Below are 12,963 nucleotides of genomic sequence, written 5' to 3' on the forward strand. Positions count from 1 at the left end.
TAAAATTAATGTAAATGATATTCATTATCAATTACTCAATTAATAGATTTGCATGCAGGGGGAGCATATGACTAAAAATCTACTACTTAAAACTTTTATTCTACTATTATTAATAGGATTGGTCGTACATAATCCTGTTTTAGCTGCTGGAAGTTCCAACACAGATTTGAAAAATGCGGAAGTATCAGTTGATCAGGCAATCGATTATGCTTCAAAAGGGGATCTCGCGTCAGCACAGAAGGCTTATGATCAATTTAATAAGATGTGGCGGGAAATTGAACAAGGGATTAAAGCTGATTCCGCAACCGCCTATAGAGACATTGAATCGAATATGGGACAGGTTGTTTATGCTATTACCTTAAAAAAGCAGGACCAGGTTCTTCAGTCATTACAGGGGCTTAAGGCTGTAAATGAAAAGTTTGTTAATGGCGGCTATCCAAAAGAGGTAGGATTTAAGAATAAAGACATTACCTTAGATGATTTTATTCTTATACTTCAACAGACGAAAAAGGCAGCCGACCAACAAAATCAAACGCAAGCTTTGAAAAGTATAAAAGAGGCCAGTGACAGCTGGCTAAGCGTTGAAGGAATAGTCGTTGCACAATCAGCTTCTGTTTATAGCGACTCTGAAAGGGACTTAGTCTCAATTCAAGCTATGCTAAGTGCTAACCCGCCAAATTTCAAACAAGCAAATAAAACAACAGATAGCATGATCAAATATCTTACTCCACTGGCTGAAAAATCTAGTTATACGTTTTGGGATGCAGCGATGATTCTTGTTCGTGAAGGATTGGAAGCATTGCTGGTTGTTATCGCCCTGATGTCATTCGTGAAAAAGTCAGGACAAGGAAAGGGTAAAGGTTGGATTTGGAGCGGAGTTTTGACGGGTCTCGGAGTCAGTGTCATCCTTGCCATTATTGTAAAATTTGTTATTTCCTCTGGAGCCTTTGGAAATAACAATGCGCTAATTGCCGGGTGGACAGGAGTTTTTGCTGCAGTCATGTTGTTGTATATGAGCTATTGGCTTCATAGTCAATCCAATATTGCTGACTGGAATCGGTATATAAGGGAGAAAAGTCAAACTGCTTTATCAACTGGAAAACTGGTTTCATTAGGAGTACTTGCCTTCCTTGCGGTATTTCGTGAGGGGACAGAAACTGTTTTATTTTATATAGGTATGGCAAGTCAAATCAAGCTTCAGTCGTTATTACTTGGATTTCTTATCGGAGCGGCAATTCTGGGAGTTTTAGCTTACTTGATGGTATTTGTTGGCTTGAAATTGCCATTACGCCCATTTTTTATGGTATCAAGCATTATCGTATTTTATTTGTGCATTAAGTTTACTGGAATGGGTATTCACAGTCTGCAGTTAGCTGGATTAATCCCAACAACGAACGCTGCTACTATTCCTAGTGTAGAATTTTTCGCACTGTACCCATCATGGGAAAGTTCCATTCCACAGATTATCCTGGTTCTTGCAGCGTGTTTCATTATTTTGTACAAAAATATTAAATACAAAAAACACATAATACCTAATAATCTTATTACAAAGAAAGTAGGAAATGAAAAATGAAAAAGTTGACATCACTGGTTTTAACCATAGGTCTGGGAGGTTATTTACTTTTAGCAGGCTGCAGTTCCACTAACAGCAAAGTTTCAGACGGAGTAAATAAAATGTTGGATACCACTGAACAACTATCCAAAGCAATTGACAGCGGTGACCAAGCTAAAGTTAAAGAGATTGGACCAAAATTGGAAGATCAGTGGTCATCATTTGAAGATGATGTAAAGAAGGACAATAAAGATTCATACGCAAAAGTGGAAAAATATCTTGATCCAACGATAGCCGGATCTGAAGCAACTACATTAAATAAAAGTGCTCTCAAAACATTAAATAATCAGCTTTCGGATGCATTGAAAGAATTAGCAAAAAAAACAAAATAACAAAGTGGAGAATAGCAATTCAAGTCGAATTGCTATTTTTTTTGGTCAAAATGACACCTCATGAGAAAATAGGTTAAATAAGGTACGATTTGAAATATTTTCACTTACATTTTTAAAGTAACTATGATAAATATATAGTAAGGAGATGAACTGGAATGGATAATTTTCATTTATGCCCAAAGTTCGAAACCGCTTTTGAATTGTTAGGTAAACGGTGGACCGGTTTAATTATTCGTAGCTTACAAGATGGAGCAAAACGTTATAAAGATATATCTCAGATCATTCCAGGCATGAGTGATCGAATGATAACTGAGCGCTTCAAAGAACTCGAAGAAGCTGGAATTGTAAAACGAAATGTGTATCCTGAGAAACCGGTTCGAATCGAGTATGAATTAACAGAAAAGGGTAAAGCGCTAAGTCCTGTAATGGATGAAGTTCAAAGTTGGGCTAACACATGGGTCAAATAATAACCACGTAATAGGAAAGGAAGCTGACAAAATAAAGGTCAGCTTCTTTTATTTTTACCATCATAATAAATACGAATATGAGGTAGAGTCTTAATACACTTTTAATAAATTAGTTACAATAAATTAATTTACATATTTAATAAAGTGTGTTACTTTAGAAAAGTAAGTTATATGAATTAAATTCAAATACAGAAAGGTTGATAAATGAGTGGCACTATATTCAAAGTTTTCTCCATTAGCATTAAGGTTGGTCTTTGGAATATTATTTCTTATTCATGGGATTTCGAAATTTCAACAAATGGCTGGAATGGAACAATTTTTTGGTAAACTGGGGCTACCACATATTGCTGTTCCCTTGATCGCATTGGTTGAAATCATTGGAGGTATTTCATTAATTGTTGGTATTGGTAGTCGAATCTTTGCAGCCATTCTTGCCTTAGACATGATTGTTGCCATTTTTATGGTGAAATTAGGTATGGGTTTTGTAGGTGGATATGAATTTGAACTTGCTTTACTAGCGGGCTTGGTATCCCTTGTATTCAGTGGTCCCGGAGCGTTCGCTTTAAATTTGAAAAGTTCCAGCTCTTCAACCCAAAAATTAGGAGTAACAGCGAAGTAAATCAGTTTTGAACTTGAACAATAATAAAGTTAAAAAACTTTAAACAGACTTGCTGAATAAAAACGTATCAAAATGGCAATTCTGTTTCCTGTGATTAAACAATATATTAGGAGTGATATTTTATGACAATAAACAAATGGAATCTAGACTCTGCTCATAGCAGTATTGATTTTTCAATTAGACACATGATGATCTCTAAAGTAAAAGGTACTTTTCAAACTTTTGAAGCATCAATTGAAGCAGATCTTGAAGACTTGACAACAGCAAACATTGAATTCTCCGTAGATGTGAACAGTGTCGATACACGAAACGAAGACCGTGATAATCATTTACGTTCAGCTGATTTTTTTGATGTTGAACATTTTCCTAAAATGACGTTTAAATCAACTAAAATTGTGAAGAAGAGTCCTGGGGAATATGAAGTTACCGGAGACTTAACATTACGTGGAACGACTAAACCTGAGACATTTACTGTTAGTTATGAAGGAAGCGGCAAAGATCCATGGGGAAATGAGAAAGTTGGTTTTGAAGCCCATGGCTCAATTAGCAGAAGTGAGTACGGCTTAACATGGAATGCAGCTTTGGAAACAGGCGGAGTATTAGTAGCAGATCAAGTACAAATTTCATTAGATATACAAGCATCAAAAGCATAATGATTATCAATACAAAAAAGACATGTGGGATGATCCCCATGTCTTTTTTGTATTGAGAGTTGCTTATTTATTGTTTAATAAAGGTTAAAAATTCCGTTCGAGCACCAGGGTGATCTGCATAAACTCCACGTACTGCTGATGTAACTGTTGATGCATTTGATTTTTTGATCCCTCTCCCACACATACACATATGTTTCGCCTCTATAACTACCATTGTTCCTTGGGGTTGCAGTATTTCCTCCATAGCTTCAACGATTTGAGTGGTGAGTCGTTCCTGCACTTGAAATCTTTTTGCATAACCCTCCACCATCCGAGCAATTTTTGAAAGCCCAGTGAATAATATTTTATATAATAAGCTGCTATACGATAATTGTAATCTAGATTTTCTCGAGGAATAACACTGCAAAAAGCACTGACTACGCTCTTCAATCAAGATTTATGCATAACTTTGCTAAGTATTGTGTCCCCATGTGTTAATTTATTCGACTCTATCATAAATAGATTGATTTATCGCAACCATTTAAATATTGTCACATTAAATTGTAAGTATTATAAAAAAACATGATACAATTTTCCTGAATAAAGAGAGGTTTGATACATAAAACTTTCCAAATGGGTGGGGTTTGGATGGAAATAGTATTCAATGACTTTGATAAAACTTATGATCTTTTAAAAGACAAATTATCATGGGACTATATTGATCCGCTTAAATTCAAAGTGAAAACTCTTGAACAGTATTTTGGAGGAATTTATCTGGATGTCACAGGCAAGCAAAAATGTGATTATGTTGAAGATAAACTTAAACCACCATCTTTTGTTTGCTATTTTTATTATTTTATATTTTTGTTTAAAAGAGTTTCCACACAACAAGAATATATTGGCTTTTATTATTCAGTAAACTCTTTTTGGATTTTCAAAAATGTCGGTAGTAAATACGATGAGGCTTTTAAAGGAAGGCTAGATAGATTTTATCCCTCCATGTTAAGAGATATTCATTTTTACCATTTACTTAAAGAGAGTCAATTGTTTCAGATGGTTTTATTTGTTTTGGAATATGACCTTAATTCAAAAATAGATGTTTTTGTTAAAAGAGAGGAACAATGGTACGGTATACAACTAAGGACAAAGACGTATAGATCTCAAAAATACTATAATAAGAAACCAAATAGAAATATGGTTAAATTAAACGCAAGATTAATTGATATTCCAATCAATTTAAGATCAGCCAACTCTATACCAACAAGAGGTGATAAATTTAAAATATATAGTAAAGTACATATTGATAGGATTATTAATGAAATAACCTATTTTGAAAGGAATGGAGACATTAGTTAAATTGTTTTAAATATTATTTTATCGTTCGAAAATGTTGTGCAAGAAAATATAGGGGACTGTTCATTCAAGGCCCCCTTAAGATAGGTTAGGCGGATTTTACCAACGAGGCTTTCATAAAGGCCAAGCAGTGCTTGGTCTTTTTTTTGCCCTTTTTTAGTTCTTTGTCCACCACCTTGTGGAAAATTCACACAGTTTTCTAGAATACCATATTGTTAGCCAATAGACTTCCAAAGTGATAAGATAAAATGCAAATGATTTTAATCAGAGCTATAACAAAGAAGTTTAACCATTTCTAGTACGTTAAATCTGAAACATCTATAGCATGACATGGTTATTAAGAAACTTGGGAGAGGAAAAAAATGTCTGAAACATACAATTCTCGACAGGAACGAAAACAAGCAGAACAAATAAAACAGCAAAAAACTAGTAAAAAACCATTAAAAAAAGGTTCGCTTTTTAAAAAGATTTTGATTGCTTTTCTATGTCTTTTAGTCGTTTCGGTAGGAGTTGGAGCCGTGACTTTTGCTGAAATGGTAAAGGGCATACCCAAAATAGATCCTTCGAAACTGGCAAACCCGCTTCCAACAAAGTTTTATGACAAAAACGGAAACCTGCTCTATGAATACGGAGAACAAATGCGGGCGGATATTAAGTATTCTCAACTTCCTAAAATGTTGGAAAATGCTTATCTCGCAACGGAAGATGCCAATTTTTATCAACATGGCGCAATTGACATAAGACATACAATTCAAGCCATTTTTGCAAACCTAACAGGGGGCTTTGGTTCAGTGGGCGGAAGTACAATTACGCAGCAACTTGTTAAGAACTCACTACTGACTCCCCAAAAAACAGTACAAAGGAAGGTAGAGGAATGGTACCTTTCCTATAAGATGGAGCAAATGTATTCCAAACAGCAAATTTTAACGATGTATTTGAACAAAATCTATCTTGGTGACGGTTCTTACGGTGTGGCAGCTGCAGCCAAAAATTACTACGGGGTCGATGCGGATCATTTAAATCAATTGACGTTGCCTGAGGTAGCGATGCTTGCCGGACTTCCGCAAGGCCCGAGTAGCTACGACCCAACAAAGCAACAAAACCAAACAGCAGCCACTGAACGCCGAAATACTGTTTTGGAACGTATGAATAAACAGGGCTACATTACTCAGCAACAAATGCAGGATGCCAAGCAAGTTCCTGTTACGGAGGGACTTGTACCGCAAACAACACAACATATGCCATATAAAGGATTTTTAGACGCTGCTGCAAAAGAAGTGCAAGCCAAGCTTCCTGATGTTGACATTGGTACAGCTGGATTATCCGTTTATACGACATTGGATCCAAAGGCGCAGGATTATGCAGACAAGATGATGGACAGTAATGAAATTATTTCCTATCCTAACTCCAGGTTCCAGGGAGCCTTTGTGTTCTTAGATACAAAGACTGGGGAAGTTCGAGCGATTGGAAGCGGACGTAATGATTACACAGCAAACTTTAAAGGAAGCAATTTTGCCATTGATTTACAACGTCAGCCGGGTTCTTCGTTTAAACCGATTTTTGATTATGGCCCTGCAATTGAAGATTTAAAGTGGTCTACATCGCACCAAATTAATGACCAGGCTACAAAATATTCTAATGGCCAGTCTATTCAAAACTGGGACCATCGCTATCATGGGATGCTTTCGATTCGAACAGCTTTGCAGGAGTCCTATAATATCCCTGCCCTTCTCACCCTAAAATCTGTGGGATTGGGGAATGCACAGAGCTTTGCCGAGAAACTTGGAATCACCTTCCCACAAAATAAGGTTTATGAATCCTATGCAATTGGCAGTAATACAGTGAATCCATTGGCAATGGCAGGGGCATACAGTGCCTTCGGAAATGGAGGAGTATACAATCAGCCGACTTTTGTCCAAAAAGTTGTATTACAAGATGGCACAGCTGTTAGCTTTGAGTCAAAACCAGCACAAGTCATGCATGATTACACAGCGTATATGATTACTGATATGATGCGCTCGGTCGTCGATTCAGGTACAGGGATAACGGCAAATGTCCCAGGGCTGGACGTTGCGGGTAAAACGGGAACTACCAATTTTGATGACAAGACGAGTGCTCAATATGGATACCCTTCAAACGCAACCAATGATAGCTGGTTTGTCGGTTATACCCCGCAATATACGATGGCAGTTTGGACCGGCTATGTGAAAAATGGTCGGGGAAACTACTTGAGTCCAAATGAGACCAAAATCTCGCAGCTGATGTTTAAAAAGATGATGCAAAATTTTGGAACAGATAAATCAAAGTTCCATCAGCCAAGTGACGTTAATCAATCGGGGAACGAGCTGTCCATTAAAGGCGTCAAAGGCGCCGAAGGGATTGTGAAGGGAAATAGTAATACAAATCTAAATCCAAGTGTGAATACTGGAACAGGGACTACAAGTCCGACTCCAAGTGCGAATACTGGATCTGGGGATACAAATCCGAATCCAGGTGCGAATACTGGAACAGGGACTACAAGTCCGACTACAAGTGGGAATACTGGATCTGGGGATACAAATTCGAATCCAGGTGTGAATACTGGAACAGGGACTACAAGTCCGACTCCAGGTGCAAATACTGGAACAGGGACTACAAGTCCGAATCCAGGTGCGAATACTGGAGCAGGGACTACAAGTCCGACTCCAGGTGCAAATACTGGAACAGGGACTACAAGTCCGACTACAAGTGGGAATACTGGAACAGGGACTACCAGTACAACTCCAAGTGGGAATACTGGATCTGGAAATGGGTAATGATACTGCACAGCAAACGTGATTAACGGTAATTGGAAGGAGATTTCCATGCACCATTATTTCATAGCAGCAATAAAGAATTAGTAGACACTGATATAGTAATCAAAAAGAGACAAAACGAGACAGTTGTATCGTTTTGTCTCTTTTTTTGGCTAATAAGAAAGTATAAATTTTCTCCAAAATTTATACTTTCTTATGTCGCATAAGTGCAACTACGCCTCTGTCTTCGCCCTTAGGGGCTCGCCAATCGGCGAGTTTTCTTTATACCTGAATTTTCTTTAAAGCGTTGAGAATATCACTTTCGCTTCTTGGCATAGTTCTTGCAACAATAAAGTTGTAAAGAATTTTTCCAGGGAGGCTGAAAAAATGAGAACGATGGATAGCAAAGATGTAGCTTTAACAAAGGAAAAAGCACAATGGATGTATCAAAAAATGCTGGAAATCCGTAATTTTGAGGACAGAGTCCATGAGTTATTTGGACAGGGAATCCTGCCGGGCTTTGTTCACTTATACGCTGGGGAAGAAGCAGTTGCGGTTGGTGTCTGTGCCCATTTAACTGATAAAGATAGTATTACAAGTACCCATCGCGGACATGGTCATTGTATTGCCAAAGGCTGCGATTTAAATGGAATGATGGCTGAAATTTACGGAAAAGTCACTGGATTATGTAAAGGGAAAGGCGGATCCATGCACATTGCTGACCTTAATAAAGGTATGCTTGGTGCAAATGGAATTGTCGGCGGGGGCTTTCCACTTGCATGCGGTTCGGCCTTAACAGCGAAGTATAAAAAGACTGGGGATGTAAGCGTTTGCTTCTTTGGCGATGGTGCTCAAAACCATGGGACTTTCCATGAAGGGGTCAATCTTGCTGCGATTTGGAATCTTCCTGTCGTTTTTGTTGCCGAAAATAATGGCTATGCAGAAGCAACTCCATTTACCTATGCGTCCAGCTGTAAATCTATTGTCGACCGGGCAATTGGCTATAATATCCCAGGTATTAAGGTGGATGGAAAAGACATACTGGCAGTCTACCAGGCTGCAGAAGAAGCTGTCGCAAGGGCACGCCGCGGTGAAGGTCCAACCCTTATTGAATGTGTAACGTATCGAAATTATGGCCATTTCGAAGGGGATGCACAAAAATATAAAACAGAGCTGGAGAGGGTCGAGCATAAAACGGAAAAAGACGCGATTCTTCTATTTAGAAATCACTTACTAAGCCAGGGGTTATTAGTTGAAAACGAATTAACCAATTTAGAAAAATCAGTTGAAGAAGCTGTTATCCAAGCAGTGAAGTTTAGTGAAGAGAGTCCGTACCCAAGTCCTTCTGAATTGTTAACTGATGTTTACGTGTCATATTAAAATGGAGAACTCGAATAATGGAAGGTCCAAAAGGTCGGCTTAGAGGAGCTGCCTGGATCTATAAGCATAGAGTTAGGATTGTCTAATTAAAAGGAGGAATTCGAATTATGACAAGAAAATTGAGTATGTCAGCTGCGATCAATGAAGCTATGAAACTTGCAATGCGTAAAGACGAGAATGTCATTCTATTAGGTGAAGACGTAGCTGGCGGGGCTGAAGTTGATCACTTACAGGATGAAGACGCATGGGGCGGAGTTCTCGGGGTCACGAAAGGACTTGTCCAGGAGTTTGGACGGGAGAGAATTTTAGATACTCCAATTACAGAAGCAGGTTACATGGGTGCTGCGATGGCGGCTGCATCAACTGGTCTTAGACCAATCGCTGAATTAATGTTTAACGATTTTATTGGAAGCTGTTTAGATGAAGTATTAAACCAAGGGGCAAAGTTCCGCTACATGTTTGGAGGCAAGGCCCAGGTTCCGGTTACGATTCGAACCATGCATGGTGCAGGATTTAGAGCTGCTGCCCAGCATTCCCAAAGTTTATATGCACTGTTTACGGCAATCCCAGGTGTGAAAGTAGTAGTTCCATCCACACCATATGAAGCAAAGGGACTTTTGCTTGCTGCGATTGAAGATAACGATCCCGTCATCTTTTTCGAGGATAAAACACTGTATAACATGACAGGTGACGTTCCAGAAGGGTACTATACGATTCCAATTGGTAAAGCAGATATCAAGCGGGAAGGCTCTGATGTAACAATTGTAGCGGTCGGCAAGATGGTGCATACCGCAATGGAAGCGGCTGAACAACTTTCAGCAAAAGGAATTGAAGTAGAAATCGTTGACCCGCGCAGCTTGTCACCGCTGGATGAAGAAACCATCCTTTCATCTGTAGCAAAAACCAACCACCTCATCGTAATTGACGAAGCCAATCCTAGATGCAGTATTGCTACTGATATCGCAGCACTTGTTGCCGATAAAGGATTTGATACGCTAGATGCCCCAATTAAACGGATTACCGCACCGCACACACCTGTACCGTTCTCACCGGCACTCGAGGATATTTATCTGCCTAAAGCAGAAACCGTGATTAAAGTGGCAGCAGAACTATTAGGTGCACCTCTGGAAGTGTAAATCAAATGAGCAGGAAGGAGAGATCTACATGGCAGTTGAAGTCGTAATGCCGAAATTGGGAATGGCCATGAAAGAGGGCAGTGTGTCGATTTGGAATAAAGGAGTTGGAGACCCTGTCCAAAAGGGTGAACCGATTGCAAGTGTCAGTTCAGAGAAGATCGAAATTGATGTGGAATCTCCTGCAGAGGGTACAGTATTGAAAATTACTGTTCCCGAAGGAGAAGGGGTTCCCCCGGGAACAGTGATTTGCTATATCGGAATTCCTGGTGAAGAAGTGGCTGCAGGGCTGGCAGTCGAAGAAGCCCAGAAACCTGAAACAGAAAATATTGCTCCTGCGAACGAAAAAACGGAGCCTGTTTCTAATATGAAAACGGCTCGTGTGAAAATTTCCCCTGTCGCAAGGAAAATGGCAGAAGCTGCCAACCTTGATGTTGAGAATATCAAGGGTACAGGGCCTGGAGGAAGAATTACGAAGGAAGATGTGCAGGAAGCCATAATGAATTCGTCCACTCCACAGGCTGAACCGAAAAAGGAAAAAAGCGAAACTCCGGTGACACCAATAGAGGAGACCCAGCAAGTCCCAGTCAGCGGCATCCGAAAAGTGATTGCCGGCCGCATGTTTGAAAGCCTGCAAAAAACTGCACAGTTAACGATTAATATGAAGGTGGATGTGACCGATTTACTCGCGCTACAAAAGCAAATCGCTCAAACCGTTCAAAATCGTTATGATCATAAATTAACGGTAACAGACTTTATTGCAAGAGCCGTTGTACTTTCACTGCAGAAGCACGGGCAGATGAATAGTTTGTTTATGGACGATAAAATTCATTTATTTAAAAACGTTCATCTTGGCATGGCTGTTGCGCTTGAAAAAGGGTTAGTGGTTCCGGTTATCCACAATGCCCAAAGTTGTTCCATTATTGATTTGTCGCAAACCATTAAAACCCTTGCACAAAAAGCAAGACAAGGAGAGCTTACTCATGAGGAAATGCAGGGTTCCACGTTTACGATTAGTAATCTCGGAGCCTACGGTGTTGAGCACTTTACACCAGTCTTAAACCCGCCTGAAACGGGAATTCTTGGTGTCGGTGCGGTCTATGATACCCCCACCTATATTGGTGAAAAAGTAGAAAGAAGAAGCATACTTCCGCTTAGTCTAACATTTGACCACCGTGTACTTGATGGAGCACCAGCTGCAGCATTTTTACAAACGGTCAAACAGTATTTGGAAGAGCCGATTACCATGCTTTTATAGAAAGAAGGGAATATTTTGGCATCGATCGCAATTATAGGTGGTGGTCCTGCTGGATATGTGGCTGCAATTACTGCAGCCCAGCAGGGTCATGTAGTTACAGTAATAGATCAGGGACCGCTTGGAGGCACATGTTTAAATGAAGGGTGTATGCCAACTAAGGCCCTCTTAGAAACTGCTGGGGTGTACACTAAACTTCAAAACGCGAGTGAGTTTGGGATTCAGGTCCCATCCGCCAGCATTAAAATCGATTGGAATGCCGTCCAGGGGCGGAAAAACAAGATTGTTACGACACTGGTTCAAGGAATCCAATATTTAATGAGGAAAAATAAAGTGAAAGTAGTAAATGGATCGGCTTCTTTTCTCACGAGCAGGGTTTTACGGGTTGAGAATAGTGGAAAACAGGAAGAGATAACGGCCGATAAAATCATTGTTGCGGCAGGTTCTGAACCTGTCGAACTGCCATTCGCTCCATTTGACGGTGATTGGATCATTCATAGTGGCCAAGCGATGTCGCTGCAGTCAATCCCTTCCTCTTTGCTGATTATCGGCGGAGGTGTAATCGGCTGTGAGTTTGCTAGTATTTTTAGCCGATTAGGAACAAAAGTCACCATTGTTGAGATGGCGGATCAGCTGTTGCCGGGAGAAGATCAAGATGTAGCTGCTGTCTTACATAAGGAGCTGGAGAACGACCGTGTAACGATTTATCCTTCGACTAGATTAAAAGATTTAAACAAGGAGCAAAAGAAGGCGATTTTTGAAAACGATCAAGGGCTCCATGAAGTGAAGGCCGAATTGGTTCTCGTTTCGATTGGGCGTAAGCCAAGGGTGTATAACTTAGGTCTTGAGAACATTGGAATTGATTTTTCAAGACAAGGTATTCATGTAAACGAACAAATGCAAACGAACATTTCGAATATCTATGCCTGTGGAGACGTCATTGGGGGGATTCAGTTGGCCCATGTAGCTTTCCATGAAGGAACAGTGGCCGCTTTAAACGCTTGCGGACTGGATGAGCAGGTCAATTATCGGGCGGTGCCCCGCTGCATTTATACCTCACCTGAGATTGCAAGCGTTGGTTTAACGGAAAAGCAGGCCATCGATCAATATGGAGATATAAAAGTGGGAGAGTTTCCTTTTTCCGCAAACGGGAAGGCGTTCATTGTGAATGAACGGGCTGGAAAGGTAAAAGTGCTGATTGAACCAGAGTACGGGGAGATCGTCGGGGTTTCGATTGTGGGGCCTCATGCCACTGAACTGATTGGGCAAGGAACGGTCATGCTCCATGCCGAATTAACGACAGACAGCATGGAACAATTCATTGCAGCCCATCCAAGTCTTTCTGAGGCAATCCATGAAGCAATACTAAGTGCAGTAGGACATGCTGTACATATTTAAAAAAGGGG

The 12,963-nt window shown here is 39.9% G+C and carries 11 protein-coding genes and 1 pseudogene; 11 read left to right on the top strand and 1 reads right to left on the bottom strand.

Annotation, left to right across the window (positions count from 1 at the left end):
• Window positions 1-67 precede the first annotated feature (67 nt).
• From RCG17_RS24255 to RCG17_RS24275, 5 genes are all read left to right on the top strand, one after another.
• The gene (locus RCG17_RS24255; RefSeq protein ID WP_308172581.1) at window positions 68-1,573 is read left to right on the top strand and encodes an FTR1 family iron permease; all 1,506 of its coding nucleotides are present in this window, start codon (window positions 68-70) and stop codon (window positions 1,571-1,573) included.
• Complete coding sequence (locus RCG17_RS24260) at window positions 1,570-1,944, top strand: hypothetical protein (RefSeq protein WP_308172582.1); 375 nt, start codon at window positions 1,570-1,572, stop codon at window positions 1,942-1,944. The genes RCG17_RS24255 and RCG17_RS24260 overlap by 4 nt, the downstream gene beginning before the upstream one ends.
• Before the next feature lie 155 nt (window positions 1,945-2,099).
• On the top strand, window positions 2,100-2,411 hold the full coding sequence (locus RCG17_RS24265) for a winged helix-turn-helix transcriptional regulator (protein ID WP_308172583.1): 312 nt from the start codon (window positions 2,100-2,102) through the stop codon (window positions 2,409-2,411).
• Between the two features lie 208 nt (window positions 2,412-2,619).
• Window positions 2,620-3,030, top strand: a complete 411-nt coding sequence (locus tag RCG17_RS24270; RefSeq protein ID WP_308172584.1) for a DoxX family protein — start codon at window positions 2,620-2,622, stop codon at window positions 3,028-3,030.
• Between the two features lie 122 nt (window positions 3,031-3,152).
• On the top strand, window positions 3,153-3,683 hold the full coding sequence (locus tag RCG17_RS24275) for a YceI family protein (RefSeq protein ID WP_308172585.1): 531 nt from the start codon (window positions 3,153-3,155) through the stop codon (window positions 3,681-3,683).
• A 67-nt stretch (window positions 3,684-3,750) separates the two neighbouring features.
• On the opposite strand, the pseudogene RCG17_RS24280 reads toward RCG17_RS24275, so the two are convergent.
• Window positions 3,751-4,017 (bottom strand): annotated as a pseudogene (locus RCG17_RS24280) (GTP cyclohydrolase I); the annotation flags it as partial.
• 293 nt (window positions 4,018-4,310) lie between these two features.
• Here RCG17_RS24280 and RCG17_RS24285 point away from each other — a divergent pair.
• The 6 genes from RCG17_RS24285 to lpdA all read left to right on the top strand — a co-directional run bounded on the left by RCG17_RS24285 (window position 4,311) and on the right by lpdA (window position 12,955).
• Window positions 4,311-5,018 (top strand): hypothetical protein, encoded by a 708-nt coding sequence (locus RCG17_RS24285; RefSeq protein WP_308172586.1) that lies wholly within the window; start codon window positions 4,311-4,313, stop codon window positions 5,016-5,018.
• A gap of 359 nt (window positions 5,019-5,377) precedes the next feature.
• Window positions 5,378-7,810, top strand: coding sequence for a transglycosylase domain-containing protein (locus RCG17_RS24290; protein WP_308172587.1), 2,433 nt, complete (start codon window positions 5,378-5,380; stop codon window positions 7,808-7,810).
• 366 nt (window positions 7,811-8,176) lie between these two features.
• Complete coding sequence (locus RCG17_RS24295) at window positions 8,177-9,169, top strand: thiamine pyrophosphate-dependent dehydrogenase E1 component subunit alpha (RefSeq protein ID WP_308172588.1); 993 nt, start codon at window positions 8,177-8,179, stop codon at window positions 9,167-9,169.
• Window positions 9,170-9,276: 107 nt separating this feature from the next.
• Window positions 9,277-10,305, top strand: a complete 1,029-nt coding sequence (locus tag RCG17_RS24300; RefSeq protein ID WP_308172589.1) for an alpha-ketoacid dehydrogenase subunit beta — start codon at window positions 9,277-9,279, stop codon at window positions 10,303-10,305.
• A gap of 28 nt (window positions 10,306-10,333) precedes the next feature.
• Complete coding sequence (locus tag RCG17_RS24305; RefSeq protein ID WP_308172590.1) at window positions 10,334-11,560, top strand: dihydrolipoamide acetyltransferase family protein; 1,227 nt, start codon at window positions 10,334-10,336, stop codon at window positions 11,558-11,560.
• A gap of 15 nt (window positions 11,561-11,575) precedes the next feature.
• Window positions 11,576-12,955, top strand: coding sequence for a dihydrolipoyl dehydrogenase (lpdA, locus tag RCG17_RS24310; protein ID WP_308172591.1), 1,380 nt, complete (start codon window positions 11,576-11,578; stop codon window positions 12,953-12,955).
• Window positions 12,956-12,963 lie beyond the last annotated feature (8 nt).

The sequence above is a fragment of the Neobacillus sp. PS3-12 genome (genome assembly GCF_030915385.1).
In the GTDB taxonomy this organism is placed as follows: Bacteria; Bacillota; Bacilli; order Bacillales; family Cytobacillaceae; genus JAEVLT01.